Origin of the sequence: Agrobacterium burrii (assembly GCF_017313405.1) — a bacterium.
In the GTDB taxonomy this organism is placed as follows: domain Bacteria; phylum Pseudomonadota; class Alphaproteobacteria; order Rhizobiales; family Rhizobiaceae; genus Agrobacterium; species Agrobacterium burrii.
The window spans coordinates 1-15,561 of the sequence record NZ_JAFLNA010000025.1; the positions used below are offsets into that span (position 1 = coordinate 1).

The window sequence follows — 15,561 nt, forward strand, 5'->3', positions numbered from 1 at the left end:
TTATATTATAATTCAGTGGTAAATTAGATTCTAAAGCAAAATTAAATTAGCAATTTACATAGGCTGCACCTTTAATTTGCTTTGATTGATAGAACGGCTCAAAAGTTATACTGCGACTCGAGACCAAAATATTAATCAGATACATCTATGGTAAATAATTTATTATTCATAAAGCACACAACGATACGACATCGGTAATTAAAGTACATATTGGAAATACACTGATTATCTGCATGCAGGCTACATCATCTTATTATCATTACATAGACTTGACACATTTCGTTACGATCGGACACTGTTGCTTCATTCCCGCTCACACACAGATGTGCGTATTAGACCAAGCGCTTCAACAAGGAGGTGAGAGCCATTGTCCACCCCGCCTTGGGTGCCTTTTTCAGCCCGTTATCCTGAAAGAGAGCTTTGCCGACCGCGACTATTTCAACACAGAAAGGGTCAGCCCGGGATGGCGCCAGGAAGGTATCGCCGCCGATCTTCACGTGCGAGAAACTTGTGTTCTGAAGCGAAGTATTCGGAAGGAAAGCAATATAAGCATCCAAGTCATTTTTTTCATTGTTTGTAATTTGACAGACCTCGTTCTGCCACCACCTCATAGTTTCTTTTGTTAATCCTTGGGCATAGGGTGGAACGGTGGAGATGACCACGCCTTTGCCGGAAAAGCCCTCATAAAATCGCTCGCATGCATACCTTCGCATTTCTTGAAACGAACAATAAACGTACATTAGAGAATCTTTTAGTATAATATTCAGGGGTATACCTGCTGGGCCTGGCAAGCAAGCAACTTCGCAAAAGCGCTTGACCACTTCATCTATAGCTGGATCAATGGGAACATCAGTATTAATGATGGAATTCATCCAGGAACGTCGAACAGGTATGAGATCCTCTTGTGCAAAGCTGCGATAAGCAATCTCTGTGTGACGTAGGACGAGTTTAAGTTGACGCCGATCTTGTATATTCGAGCTACCGATAATGTTGAATATCGGTCGACTGTGATACATATCGAACTAGTTACTTATTTTTGAATGTAAATTTCAGTCACAGTCAATAATTAAACGCGCTTCAGTGCCCCTTATATTGGGTGACTCTATAGCATCAATCACGGGATTGGTTTGAAATTAATTGAGTCGAATCTCAACACCGAAGTATTTCGTCCTTTTACCCTATTAAACTATTTATCTTGATGGAGGATTTTTCAAAAATGGGACCTGCCTTTCGCTGAAAACACCGACAAAGGTGTGATGTGAGGTCGAAAATTTGAAGATTTGCGCAACTAATCGGATAGTGGCCGACAAATTGACGCCGAAAATAACAATGACTGATTATCCGTGGAGTGATTCCAGCTAAGTTATGCCCCACAATAAAATATTAGCTAAAACTGTCAGCATTTGTGCATTATTTAAGTACTCCATTTGGCAATATCTATATACTCCACGACAAATTTTGCTTGTCACTTTTAGATCGAAATCGCTGCAATTCCCGCCGTGCACCCGGCAATTCGCTTTAGCTCGCAAATGGCTGTGAATGTAAGAGTACTTTATATTTTACTCACCATGTCGTTTCGTAACCTCCCGTTTTTTTTGCGCAGGTCCTTTGTCAACGTAAGCCACTCAAGGTGGAAGGAACCGTTTGGCCGGCTTGGACACTCCATTGGGATCTACCAGAAAACGTTACTCCCCCCGAGGTTCTCGCACGCCATTCTGTCCCAAGGCTTCTAGAACGGCTCGAGGAAGACCTGCCCTTACAGGTCATTGAGCACAGAGGAATGTTCAATTTAGGGAAACGAATTCAAGAATGCACCGCGAGCTCATTGTTGGCCGCGCTCGGGCAAGGAGGACGCAATCTGAGCGAGTTGGACGTCTGTTTAACTTCAGATAATGTAGCTATCGTTTCTCATGATCTTAACACTTGGCGAGTGTCTGAAAAGTTGGGAGATAAGCTTTTCAATGAAATTCACTCGTCAAAAATCAAGGATGTACCTGTTATTATCCGAGAGGTATCAAATGGGATAATACAAGACAAGTATCTTGAAACCATTGATCATATTCCTTTGTTAACTGAAATATTCAGCAAGGTATTTTTGGCTAATCCAGATGCCACCATTTTCCTAGACGGTAGGAACTACGATGCTCACGTGATTGTGGCTTGGCTTAGCCACCGGCCGGAATACCATCAAAGAGTTGTTGTACTTTTCTATACATTTGAATACCCACACGGCGGTGCCTTCGTTGATGCAGTTTTAAATGCCCAGCCCGCATCTGCTTGGAGGAAATCAATCTCCCTGATGCCCGCTCTTTTTCCTGAAGAACTGTGCCGACTGGCCCGTCTGCGTCAAGTTACTGAACCCACAGTCGATGATTTGTATTTGGCAGGCAAAGCCTGGTTTGATTCCATGCTAATGCAAGACATGAGGATCGTGGCGGCACATGTTGTTTTCTCCGGGGTGACCAGAAATTTGCTGGGCCAAGTTGTCGATAAAGATGTCTTGTTGGCTTTCGATTCAGATCAAGCCGCAGTGAGACTCGCGTATTACCTCAAGGAGGATACGATGATTAGAGCTAAACGCCCTCACCTGAAGTTTGCTGCGGTCACTAGATGCTATGACTTCGCAGCCCTCCTGGATTCCGGCGAGCGGGGTGAGTTCTCCATCGACATTAAAACAGGCAGGGCCCGACGTCATGAGACAGACGAGCGGAAACACATACGTTGGAGAAAAGGAACACCAGGAAATTCGGCAACAATTGCGGACTGGGTAATCTCAGATCGACCTGAAGATGAAATGGCTATCTGGGAATGGCGAAATCAAGGAATCGATCGTGAAGTTTCTCATCTAAGTCCACACTTGGATCTTAATATAGAAACGTCAAAATAAAAGTCTCGTAATTGAAACAATATGTTTATTAATTTCGATATATCAATGTGTTCACGCGTATTCTATCTTTTTATTCGAGATGTATGTTGTCCATTATAATGAATATGTAATTTTCTACATTTCGAAGATAACTTTAGACGTGTTAAATCTCTGTTATTTCGCGCCAGATTTACAATAATTCTCATTGGTGGCGAGCGCCACTTTGGCATGCATGAGGGTGGTCTCGGTCCACGGAAAATGTTTGTTGAAAATTACCCTGATTGTGAAAAAACTGAACTCTTTTCCGCTCGAGAGGCGGGAGCACTGACTCATGCCCGCCGGTCGAATATTCTTTTCGTTTCTCATGGCGGTGTACTCTCAGTAGTTGCTACACTGCTCGGGGTTGAGCTGACCGCGATGCAAAGATGTAACGCGTGTGTTCTCCACTTCAAATTCGATGGTTCATCTTGGAACGTCCACACTAGAGACAGCGGGGTGTTTCTGGTCACTGGTGCATCTGGAGGCATAGGCAAGGCCATCGTCGACAACCTGATGCGGCGTGGTTTTCGTTTGAGCTTAGGAGCGCGTAGCGTGGAAAAACTGGAAGCCACTTTTGGGTTTCAGAATGAATCTCTTCACTTCGCACGTTTTGAAGCTGAGGACCTCCAAACGATGGAGGAGTGGGTATCGACGGCCATGATAAAATTTGGGAGGATAGATGGCCTTGTTAACAATGCTGGGGATGGAACACGGGTAGCGCTTGCGGAGGGAATTGACTATGAGCAGCTTGAGAGACAGTGGAAGATCAACGCTGGGGCTCCGCTGAGGATGATCATGCTGTGCCTGCCTCAGCTCGCGAAAAGTGGATCTGGCCGGATCGTCAATATCAACTCCATGTCAGGCCAGCGGGTTCTGAACTCGTTCGTTGGTTACAACATGACAAAACACGCCCTCTCAGGTCTCACGAAAACAGCCCAGCATGTTGGGTGGGAGTCCGGCGTTAGAACAATGGAAATATGCCCAGGCTATGTGGCGACAAAAATGAGTGCTTGGACTGATGAGATTGAGGATGATGGTAAGATCCAGCCCGAGCACATAGCTGAACTTGTTCGACAGGCTATCGAGCGTCCTAACAACGCTTTTGTCCCAAAGATTGAGGTGCTGTGTATGAAAGAAGCCACGCGTTAAACGAAATCGGAGGAGATATAGGTTGCGCGGGTCGCGTGCTCTGTTTGATTAACTCTTGATGTTTTCTTTATGTCTGTTCCCGTGTAATTTTAAATATTATGATGAATAAAACCTTTACTCCTCAGTGTTTTTATTGATTTAATCATTTTCCTTTTGTATTGAGACAGTACGGATTTTAGTTAATTAAAATGAAGGCCTCTGGGAAAATCAAAACCCTGATGACCTAAGTTTTGTCTACAGCTTTAACGACTAGAACCTTATGGAAATAATTATTCCGAGGGCCTTTCATAGAAAATCAAACAAGCTAAAATAATGATTGAACAGAGTCACCATCTGCCAAGATGAAAAAGTCAATGGGATTGATCACCAACTATGGGGTACTCGATTGATAATTTCCCCTAGCAGGGTGCCGAATGAAAATTGCAGTGGCATAATTGGAGACCAGATTTCTATTTTTGCGGCACGCCGCACTCGGTGACCCTTGGCCACGTCCATTTGTCTTTACGATTTTTTCAAAAATGCGATAATTTCGGGAAATCACTTCAAACTTAGTCGCTCGGATTCTCGATATTCAATAATTGAACTGCGAAATTATCGGGTTTGTGTTCGACAAATAATACCTGTTAAATACCTATCTGATTACCTGTAGCAAACAACCATGTTCTATCAATATAGCATGATCGCTATTTTAAAATTTTTATTGGTGGCCATATCAGCCAATAAAACATTTGTTTCAACAACATCACAAGGACCGCACTCGAACATAGATAATTATTTAAGCGAAAGCACAACCAGACAGCAAATTAATACAGATTCAGCGATTAAAGTAGAAATGCTTTGAAACAGATCGGAGCTTCTTGAAGAAGCGCTTCCAAGGTCTATGACGTTCATTCGGCACTCGATTTCCCGAAAGCAAGGGTTTGCAAGGATGATCTTGCGTCGGGGTCAGATTTGGAGGCCGCACGGGGTACACGGCGTCGGCTCCTAAAGCCGCTTCGGCCCAATTATCAGTTGTCTCCGCCGTTGGAACGTTGCGTGACAATTCGACACTGGCCCGAACATGATTCAAACGAGAACTCTCCCCGACGCTTTTCCAGTCCCAGGACGAGCCATCAGCTAGTATTTCGCTGAACAACGCTCTACCGAACGCGATGATGTGGCAAGGGAGTTCCAACCCTCCTTCTCGTAGAAAGAATTGGACACTTTCGCCACCCAGGTAAAACCGCGGCCCTCGCCGGAAAGCCGTGGTGGGAAGGAAGGCCACAAAATGACTCAAGTCTTCTTCGCCGGTTCCAGCTTCGACGCGATTTCCATCGTGTAAACGCTTGAACAAACATCGCACCATTTCGATTGTAACTCCGGTTCGGTAAGGAGCTAACGTGCATGCGAGAAGGTTCGCCCTTCCGAATTGGCAAAGATCCTTAGACTGCACATGACTCAGCATAGCTTCCCGGGAACAATAAACATAGATTGGCGCCGCGTCTTTACAGATCACCTCCTGCTCTGCGATGGACTGAAGCGTCGGCGGACGAGGAAATGGGAGACGAAGAAATAACGCGGAAATTTCGTTTTTTAGCGCGCTCTCTGCCAATCGTCCCCGCCAGTATTTCGTCCAAATCTCCTGATAAATCAGGAGATTATCGCGGATATAGATATGATATAGGATGCATGCACTGGTCAAAAATAGATGCATTTCCATTCTGTCATTAATAGATTCAAGAGTAAGCGGAGCGAAGCCTGGACGTGGTGGAACCATCATATCTATTTGCAGAAATGGTCTTCACCTCATCCGCTCAAAAGGCTTTAAATAGACCCTGCATCCAATTACACAGTTCGTCACACACAAGATAACTTTCGCTTACGACTATTTCCCGCTATTCATTGACTTTGTGTGGCATCAAAACGTATATGTCGTTATATGTATTGTATTCTTTTAAAACTATAGGTATCCGAGGCAATTGCCTGGGGATAAGAACTTTGAACAGCATGTTTACTATTTTACGACATATCGCACTGTTCTGTATGAATATTTGTTTCAAAAACACAAACAAACGAGATAATTTATTTCGCTTAGAAAGATGCTACAGTGCTTGAAAACAGAACGTAGTACATACTGGCAATAGCCCACGATCTGCTGCCGATGTGCAACAGCAGATTATCATAACTTAAAAGATATTTCACAATAAACCGGTAAACGGCGATGCGGACCTTCTGGCTTCATTCCAACGCTTAGTTTCTTACAGGCAGGTGTTTGTCTTTCCGGTGAAGCAACAACGCAGAATTCCAAGACCAGAAGGCCTTTTTTTAGCAGCGGGATAGGCCAAACCAACCGCTACGACTTCAAAATGAAAGCGGGATCCTGGGAGCAGCGCAAAGAACTTATGAACATAACGATCATTGTGAACCTCATAAACGCTATATGGCAATTTCAGAAACGACTTGCTCGGGAGAAAGGCGACATAGGCTTCCAAAGCATCCGGAAGGAGGCAAGACCCTGGGGATATCAGGTTATGCCCATAGCGGACCTTCTCACGCGTCACGCCTGCATCGAAGGGTGACATGGAGCACACGACCGAGCCGATCTCTGAATGAAAAGACACAATACGTTCTTTTGCATATTCCTCAAGCTTCCTGCGAGGACAGTAAATGTAGAGCGGATTATCATTCACGGCGATTGTGTCCAACGGCCCCAACCTCGGTCCGTGCAAGCATGCATACCTGCTGAACCATGTCAGGATTCCGGTCACAGCATCACCCGGATCGTCGTAGAGTACGAGTGACTTGACCCAATTTTTTTGGGCATCAGCCAAGGTTTGTTCCACAAAATTGCGATAAACCACGACTGCTCCGATCAGCACGAGCTTGGCCTCTTCGCGGTTCCGGATCCGCAGCAGGCTAATCACCGTGAAAACAGGACGCTGATATACCATCATTAAGCTTTATGCGGGGTGTAAGCATCCGGAGCTCTTTGGAGCCCCAGAGATTGAATCTTGCTTTATAGCTGAAAAACGCATGTGCAGGGAAGGTGATCATGGTAATTTTACGGATTTCTACTGTTGAAATACCTTTTGGAAACAGAATTTCTGTCTGTTAAACTACAAACAGGACCCGTTACTTAACTATTGGATGAGCGTAGGGCCGTTTTTTCGATAATTGACATGTGAATGACATAAAGCAGGTTTCGAGCTTATCGAGGTGATCCTTATCGCCACATTGTCAAAAAGCATCCACCATAGTCCTATAATTGCTGACAGACACGTAGCGTGCCTCCCTGGCTCATCGCAAAATTGAGGCTTGTGCCTTCGCTTGGCTCGTGACGAAGCCAGCTTTCGATGCCCGAAAACGATGGCCCACATTGTCTCACGAATCATTACGATTCTGTCAAAAAAATACGCTGTTTCACCAGGATGAATTTTCAATTTGTGTAAAATCTGTTCAATAAATAATACTTCCTCAAAGATGTTTCAGAAAAGCATCACGGACTTATTTTTATCAAATTATTTTTATCGCATTCTTATCCTTGCATGAAACATGCATCCATATCATTACATGTCTCATCGGGAGATACACAGTGGCACTAGCATGGTTATATTGATCCCATACACTAGGGTTGTTTTCTATCCATGAATAGAAAACAGATTAAGTGCTGATAAGGTTCTGTAGTTCATCGAAGCTGAGATTTGGCAAACCAAATTCCTCGTCCGACTGGGAGAACAGCGTCTTCCCCACTGCGACGATGTCGTATGGGATTATGTCGTTCTCTTCTCTACTGAAAACGACAAAATGCTCCTCCGCGCCACCACGGGTGGTGATTTTGGACATGCTGATCGTGAATTTCTTACTGGGCAAAATGGCCACGAAGCAGCTTACGGCATGCGGCATGCTATAGGCGCCTGGCAAGATACTGTTGAGTACGTTCTTGAGCTCCTCTGCTGGAATATCCGTTCGGTATGGTGGGAGTGATGAAGCCAGCACAAATTTGCGATAGCACCGCAATAGGGTTTTTCCTTCGACGTATTGCGATAATAAATTCAGGGAGGTGTAGATGTAGATTGGTGAGTCATGTTGGCAAATTCTATCTGGCTGGACGGCGCCAGGAATGCTGCAACACGGCGTGAAGACACAGCTTTTGATTGCGCGCAGAGTCTCTTCGTCTAGGCCGGATTCGGAAAGGACTCGGACAACCCACGATTGCTGGAAGGGGAGAATCTTTCGAGTGAGGAAATCCCTATAATTTGCGACCGCCGCGCATAGGCTCTGCTGAAGTTCTTCCAGGGAGGTGTTTGCGAACAAATCAATTGTCGGAAAAACGGGGCGATCATCCCCTGAGGGTATCATATTTTGATTGTAAGACATTAGTGAGGTGTGCATGGCCGAAGGCTAATGGCCCTCTATTATAACACTCACCTGCCCAGTGATTGTCAAACATCGCAATAATGAAAGATTAGGTTACTATTTCGCTCGTGCCGCACTTGTCAAAGTGGGAAGGAGCATATCAACATTTTCAAACGCTTGTTCCCAGAACACCGACGAATTCATTTGACCGTCACCAGAGCTTTGATGCTACTCAGATATTTGGGCACCGCGATGGGACCCGTGAAACAGCCTGGGTCCACTTTTGAATTGCGTTGCTCCTGAACATCATACCAACTGCCACGATAAGGACTTGTTTTTCACACTTTCGTGTAAATCAATAGTCAGCAATCGAACCTGCCGACAAATTTGAAAATCTCTCAACAAGTCTCCCAATGAGGTGAAACTGCTGTGTTCGAAACACGGAAGCAACCATGTTTCGGTTGGGTTGGAGAGGTTTATCTTAGCGACTCTCTTTCAAGAACGCGTCCCATGCCATACAGCCAGTCATTCAGGCAACGTCGCGCAGTTTGTCATTTCGCCCTACAATCACAGCGGCGCTAGAGGAAGCGACAGATTTTCGAATGATAGCTGGCTTTCCGAGAGTCGAGTTAAACTGTTGATGTGGGTTCTGACCTTGCCCCGTTGAAATAATCCATTTTGAAGTAAGCTCTGGCCCATTGAGAGGACCAGGGAATGAAGCGCAACCGTTTTACAGACGAACAGATCATCGGCATTCTGAAGGAGCACGAGGCGGGCACGCCGGTCTCGGAGCTTTGCCGCAAGCACGGTGTCAGTGATGCGAGCATCTACAAGTGGAAGGCCAAGTTCGGCGGCATGGACGTATCCGAAGCCAAGCGGCTGAGGACGCTGGAGGACGAGAACGCGAAGCTGAAGCGGCTTCTTGCGGATGCCATGCTCGACAATGCAGCTTTGAAAGACCTTTTGGGAAAGAAGTGGTGACGCCCGCGGCAAAGCGGCGAGCTGTCGCTCATCTGATGGATCATCACCAGATGAGCGAACGGCGGGCGTGTAAAGCCATCGGCTTTTGCCGGATGACGATCCGTTACGAAACCAGGCGCAGCGATGATCACGACATTCGCGAGCGAATGAAGGCGCTGGCGCATGAACGCCGCCGTTTTGGATATCGACGCCTTCATGTGCTGCTTAGACGCGAGGGCCATCTTGTGAACCACAAGAAACTCTTCCGGCTCTATCGGGAAGAGAAGCTGACGGTACGCAAGCGTGGCGGGCGTAAGCGGGCGATAGGCACCCGAGCGCCGATGTTGATCCCGACGGCTGCCAATGATCGCTGGTCGCTGGACTTCGTGTCAGATCAGCTCACCGATGGCCGCAGGTTCCGGGTGCTTACGATCGTCGATGATTGCACAAGAGAATGCCTGGCTCTCGTCGCCGATACGTCCCTTTCCGGCTTGCGGGTTGCCCATGAGTTGGACCGGATCATCGAGAGACGTGGCAAGCCGAGGATGATTGTCAGTGACAACGGCAGTGAGTTCACCAGTAATGCAATCCTGCAATGGGCGGATCGGACGAAAGTGGAATGGCACTATATAGCGCCTGGCAAACCGATCCAGAACGCCTTTATCGAAAGCTTCAATGGACGGCTACGAGACGAGTTCCTGAATGAGACCCTCTTCTCGTCACTGACCCATGCTCGATCTTCACTTTCAGCCTGGCGAGGAGATTACAACGAACATCGACCACACTCTGGGCTCGGCTGGATGACACCTGCAGAGTTCGCTCAAACCATCAACCCGCGACGTGATGCGGTGCTGCGCAGCCGAAGTGGCTCCGCACCGCAACCCGCCGCTACCGCCCAGAATGCAGCAACCCAAAACCGCTGGAGCGAACTCAAAACTGGATAAAACTTGGGGGCAAGGTCAGTTCTGCGTGCCAGATTGAATATTTCAATTTCATTGATACAGTTAAATATTCCGCGTATATGCCTCCCCTTTCCTTTAACGTTATGAACGTGCTGTTATACCATTCCAAATGGAAAAATACAAATTCGCTGAAATACCAACAATTGAAATTCATTGAATCGCACTTGGCTCTATAATATTACACGATCCGTCGTACAGATTAAGTCATTGGCATCATTATTAGGCGAACGGCACATTTTCTTTTCGAATAGAAAACTCGTTTTCCTTTAAAAAAACAACTGACTATCGTCTAGTCGACGCCGCTGCTTTGACTTATAGGCCAAAACAGGACCGAGACCCACGCGGTGCATTTTTATTCGGTGGATCCGAGCACAATTAATAAAGGAGCTTTTGCATTCCCTGGATGCCTCAAGCTGTGCCAAGTTATCAATGGAGAACCAGAACACTCCGGTTGAGGCGATAGAAAGAAAGCTCAAAAGCAGCTGGCTTCACTCCCTCCATGTCAGAAAAATCCTCCCTTCACCCTTCTTGGGAGGACCTTACTCTTACATCACTGAGGAAACCGATGTCGGCCAAGAAGCAGACTGCATTCGAGGCCATTCCGTCACTCCACTGCCAGAAGATGAAGGCATGGTATCACATCATATGCAGCAGGTCTTTTGTTCAACGCACCAGCCAGCGGCCCATGACCATGTAGATGCGTTTGCTTTAAGAGCAGCACCGGAACCGGCCGTCATTCCTGATGAAGATATTGCCGACAAATCTTATCGTCCATTCGCCAGTTCGGAGAACAGCTTGACGGATATCCTCTTGCGCATGCCCCTATCCACGCGAAACGCTTGGGCCACTCAAGCGCGCAAGGAAAGAGACGACGCCTTTCGAGTTATTCTTGAACTCCCCAGCCTGCCCAAAGAAGTTAAAAAGTACCTGCGTCGCAGCGCGCAATCCATTCAAACGCAAGAAATGAGGTGGCAACTAAAATGCCACCTACCCCTTTCGGAGAGGGGTCTGTTCTGGCTTTGGTTGGTCATAATGCAGTTGGCGGTTGTCCTGCCCGACATAGTATCTGCCTCACTTGGAGCGGAAGTTGCCGTCTTGCGCTCTGGGCCTATTACTCTGCAAACACAGCTTATGGTGCTTGCGATTTTTGATTATCCTTGGGCGGACACGAGGCTCGCCGCTCACCTGGCTTGCGAAGTCTTCCTCGGAGGATTGCCAGTTTTAATTTTTGGCTTATTCGCCATTGCTATGCCCCAACATGAGGGAACCACATTTCACACCGCCAAAGATGTAGCATGGAAGGCGTCACTATGCATTCTGTGGCAAATGCTGATGCAGAACAGGAAGAACATCCGGGATTTATTAAAATACTCTTTCTTGCGGATGAAAAGGATTTCTACAGCTCAGAGTTCCGATTTCACTTCTGAATACACAAGATTGAGGAATTCCAGCACCATCATCTATTCCTGGCTCGACACCTTTGAGGTGAGTAACCGTCTCCGTATTCAGATCGGTTACCACAAACAAGACCATGAAGATGCCCTGAGGGTTCTCCGGTGGGTCGGCCATATTGCCGACGATAAAGACCGCAATCCTCGGGGAGGCAAAGCAGGCATACTAGTAGCAATCCTGACGATGGCTGGCCTGATATGCCTCTCTACGTTTCCAACCGATGCCTATTCAGGCCTTATTGCGGCGGCCAATCTTGTGCCGTTAGCTGCGCGGGCCGCTGTTGACGTTATGGATAATTCGCAAAGCTCGCACGATCTGTTGCGCCTTTTCACCGCAACCGCCGGCGTAAGTTTTCCAAGCACTTTATTCGTGCTGGGCAATTCGAGTTACTGGCTTCTGACGAAAAAATCTTTTCTTGCTGGGTTCGCCAACATTCATTTCTGGATAGCCTTCGTACTGATCTTTTTCCTGAGCCTTTTTCCCAAACTTTGGGGGAGACTATTCATGCACGTTGGCTCGAGACTCCTCAATGATCGTTCAGGAGCTTAATATTTTGTTGGTCCACTTCACCTGGAGGGAGAAAAACGCGTGATCCAAAAAAACCACCGCACAATGTATCTTCACACAAAAGCATCACGGCAGTCATTCACGTTTTAAAAAGATTCTATTATTACTTTACATATACGGAGCTCATTACATCTTCCTCTAAGAGAAACTGTCATTGCATCAGCATAAAAGCGTCTTGTTTATGGGCCGTTGCTCATCTCATTATGATTACATAACGTTATACGCAATACAAAAATCCATATGCAAAAGACATACAATAAAATAAACACCCAGCGTACAGATCATAATACGCAGATTGAAAATCTGACATTACAATTTATTTATAGTGAATCCGCGGGCAAAAAGCCGACCAAGCGTAAGCGCCATTAGATATATTCGGACCTTTTAACTTCACTCCCTTTCAGCCCCAGATATTGGGCCAGTAAACTCATTTGCCATCAAAATAACAGCTTGAGACGGTAATTGAGAAGCTTCAACAAACAATTTCTGAGTTTCTCTTTACGGCTCCTATCTTCAAAAAGAGCCCGCCCCACACAAAGTATTTCGCAGCAAAAGGCATCCGTTTGCGACGGTGCCAAGAAACTATAGATACCATTCTTCGTGTGCCAATAGCTCGACTCCTGAAGCGAACTGGTTGGCAAGAATGCGATGTATGCATCCAAATCGTTCTTCCCGCTGCAGGTATTCACACAGGCCTGATTTTGCCAGACACTCATATCATCTCTCGTTACCCCCTCAGCATAGGGTGGAACTGTGCAAATCACCACGCCGCGATTCGAAATGCCCTCATAGAATCGTTTGGTTGCACAACTTCTCATCTCTTCGAACGAGCAATAAACATACATCGGAGAACCTTTGAGTATCAGGTTCATCGGCTCGAGTGTCGGCCCATGCAAGCAGGGCGCGTCTGCAAAGCGATTCAGCGCGTCATCAATGTCAGAATCTGGAGAGTTAAAAAGATTGGCGACTAAATCAACCCAGGAGCGCTGCGCGGAGGCAACCGTGTTCTGCACGAAATAGCAGTAATCTTCTTCAGCTACGCTCAGGACGGGTTTAAGTACCTCCCGTTCTCTTATCTCCCAGGTATCGACTATGTCGAACACGGGTCGTTCGTAGTACATTCTGCACTTTGGAGGTGCTTCCCAGGTCCCCCTGCCAATCTAGCGACTTTAACTGCAGAGCGCGCGTCCGTAAAGTATGAGGCTTCTATACACTGCCGCAGATAATAAAAATTAGTAATGTCGGCAAAAATACAGGGCCTCTAGAATAATAATTCAACCATAACGCAATAATTTCAAGAAATTTCCTTAGTCATAATAGCCGATATTATAATATTAGTCTCTTCTTTATAGGCATCATCCTTTTATAATTATGCACCTCCATCTGCCGACAGCGAAAACGTGTTTGTACTAACATCAAATGATAAACGTGCTCCTATATAAGAAATACTTTCGGCGGCCTAGATTGAAAGAAGTCAGACCCGTCGAACAGTACGATTTGAAAATTCTGGTATCCACTGCCATTGCGGCCGACACTGACCTTAGCTTTCAAAAAAGGAGCGGGATTCCCGCGCATGCTTATATCATGATGAATTTAAGACGCTATTCCTCAACTTCCAGCTGGCAGTCTTGTCTTATACATTTAAACTGGGCAAACGACCTGTGTAGCGCTTGCTATAACAAACTAAACCGCGCTCTTTCTGTGCGGCTGCGATCATTCGGTACCCTCCTGCTCTAGCCCGAACCGACGTTTCGAACACACGCTTTTCTCGAAATATGGATGTAGGTTCATCTTTTTCTTTCTTTTGATTTCCGGTTCATTCCGAGTTTTTAACCGGTTTTTTTCAGGTACTCTGTCAGCGCAAACCCTTCCCAGTGAAGGATACAGGATGGCCCAGGTGGGAAATCCAGTGGGATCTCCCAGCAGGCGTAACTTCAGACGAGGTGCTTGCTCGTCATTCGGTACCACACCTTCTTGAACGCCTTGAAGAGCAACTGCCCCTTCAAGTCATAGAACACCGGGGCATGTACAACTTGGGGAAGGGCGTACAGGAGTGTACCGAAACCTCATTACTGACTGCCCTCGGAGGGATGGAACGGCGAAATCTTTCTGAATTGGATACGACACTAACTTCTGACAATTTGCCCGTTGTGTCTCACGACTTCAATACCTGGCGGATTTCCACGTTACCGGATAGACTGATCCGAGAACTCCATTCAGCAGATGTTAAGAATATACCGGTGATCATTCGAGAGGTTTCAAATGGTGAGATCACAGAATCATACACCGTAACAAACGACATCATCCCTTTTCTTGAGCCTCTTTTGGATAAGGTTTTCGACGTCAATCCAGGCGCAACCTTCTTTTTAGATGGTCGCGACTTTGAAGCCCACATTATCACTGCTTGGCTAAGCCGCCGTCCGAAATACCGTCAACGTGTGGTCCTTCTCTTTTACACCTTCGAGTACTCCAGCGGCGAAGCGTTCTTTGACGCGGTCAAACAGGTTAGCCCTGAGCCTGATTGGAGGGAAACCGTCGCGCTCATGCCGGTGATTTTTCCTCAAGAACTTCCGAGGTTGGCAAAACTGATCGATCTTAGCGACATCGCCGTCGAGGACCTTTATGAAGGCGGCAAAATCTGGATCGATTCGATGCTCAGGCAGCCGATGAGAGTGGTCGCAGTTCACATTGTGATGGCCAGGGTAAAACCTGAGCAGCTGGGCCTCTGTGACAAACCGGAAATCGTTAGAGCCTTCAACGCAGATTACGCCGCAGTACGCCTTGCCTATTATGTGAAGGACAATCCAGAAGTGCGAAAGATGCGTCCACACCTTAAGCTGGCAACTGCAACAAGATGCTACGATTTCTCCGCTCAACTGGAAAATGGCGAGAAAGCAGAATTTTCAATTAACATCAGGACAGGGAGACCGATGCCACGCGAGACAGATGAACGAAAGTACATTCGCCGTGGCTATGGAATACCCGGCAATGCAGCAGCGATTGCCGACTGGGTTATATCAGACCGATCTGAGGATGAGATGTCATTCTGGGAATGGCGTAACAAAGGCGTTCCCCGCAGGGTTGATCACCACTGCCCCCATCTCGACGTTATAGAGCAAGATGGAAAATCTGTACCGTGATATTATTATAGAATCCCGTATATCAGACATAGGAAGTAAATTATGTTATCTATCTATTCTCTGTAATATTGAATTACTTATATAATTTTCA

General features: G+C 46.5%; 10 protein-coding genes. 5 read left to right on the forward strand and 5 right to left on the reverse strand.

Features of this window, described 5'->3' with window-relative positions; translation table 11 throughout:
• Positions 1-332: 332 nt before the first annotated feature.
• Complete coding sequence (locus JZX89_RS28230) at positions 333-1,016, reverse strand: RolB family protein (RefSeq protein ID WP_081880123.1); 684 nt, start codon at positions 1,014-1,016, stop codon at positions 333-335.
• Between the two features lie 764 nt (positions 1,017-1,780).
• Here JZX89_RS28230 and JZX89_RS28235 point away from each other — a divergent pair.
• On the forward strand, positions 1,781-2,887 hold the full coding sequence (locus JZX89_RS28235; RefSeq protein WP_045231699.1) for a glycerophosphodiester phosphodiesterase family protein: 1,107 nt from the start codon (positions 1,781-1,783) through the stop codon (positions 2,885-2,887).
• 237 nt (positions 2,888-3,124) lie between these two features.
• Entirely contained in the window at positions 3,125-4,054 is a 930-nt protein-coding gene (locus tag JZX89_RS28240; RefSeq protein ID WP_233278963.1) for an SDR family NAD(P)-dependent oxidoreductase, read from the forward strand.
• A gap of 814 nt (positions 4,055-4,868) precedes the next feature.
• Here the strand turns inward: JZX89_RS28240 and JZX89_RS28245 are convergent.
• The 3 genes from JZX89_RS28245 to JZX89_RS28255 all read right to left on the reverse strand — a co-directional run bounded on the left by JZX89_RS28245 (position 4,869) and on the right by JZX89_RS28255 (position 8,410).
• Positions 4,869-5,813 (reverse strand): RolB family protein, encoded by a 945-nt coding sequence (locus tag JZX89_RS28245; RefSeq protein ID WP_065687545.1) that lies wholly within the window; start codon positions 5,811-5,813, stop codon positions 4,869-4,871.
• 478 nt (positions 5,814-6,291) lie between these two features.
• On the reverse strand, positions 6,292-6,987 hold the full coding sequence (locus JZX89_RS28250; RefSeq protein ID WP_010974818.1) for a RolB family protein: 696 nt from the start codon (positions 6,985-6,987) through the stop codon (positions 6,292-6,294).
• A 706-nt stretch (positions 6,988-7,693) separates the two neighbouring features.
• Positions 7,694-8,410, reverse strand: a complete 717-nt coding sequence (locus JZX89_RS28255) for a RolB family protein (RefSeq protein WP_045231701.1) — start codon at positions 8,408-8,410, stop codon at positions 7,694-7,696.
• A 693-nt stretch (positions 8,411-9,103) separates the two neighbouring features.
• Here JZX89_RS28255 and JZX89_RS28260 point away from each other — a divergent pair.
• Positions 9,104-10,293, forward strand: a protein-coding gene (locus JZX89_RS28260; protein WP_207136111.1) for an IS3 family transposase whose coding sequence is annotated in 2 segments (ribosomal slippage) — positions 9,104-9,353 and positions 9,353-10,293 — 1,191 coding nt in all. Because the reading frame shifts where the segments join, the coding sequence is not laid out codon by codon here.
• A gap of 447 nt (positions 10,294-10,740) precedes the next feature.
• Positions 10,741-12,312 (forward strand): C protein, encoded by a 1,572-nt coding sequence (locus JZX89_RS28265; protein WP_207136112.1) that lies wholly within the window; start codon positions 10,741-10,743, stop codon positions 12,310-12,312.
• A 455-nt stretch (positions 12,313-12,767) separates the two neighbouring features.
• Here the strand turns inward: JZX89_RS28265 and JZX89_RS28270 are convergent, their stop codons facing one another.
• Positions 12,768-13,433, reverse strand: a complete 666-nt coding sequence (locus JZX89_RS28270; protein ID WP_233283094.1) for a RolB family protein — start codon at positions 13,431-13,433, stop codon at positions 12,768-12,770.
• A 771-nt stretch (positions 13,434-14,204) separates the two neighbouring features.
• On the opposite strand from JZX89_RS28270, the gene JZX89_RS28275 reads away from it, so the two are divergent.
• Positions 14,205-15,470, forward strand: a complete 1,266-nt coding sequence (locus JZX89_RS28275; protein WP_045231703.1) for a glycerophosphodiester phosphodiesterase family protein — start codon at positions 14,205-14,207, stop codon at positions 15,468-15,470.
• Positions 15,471-15,561: the final 91 nt, after the last annotated feature.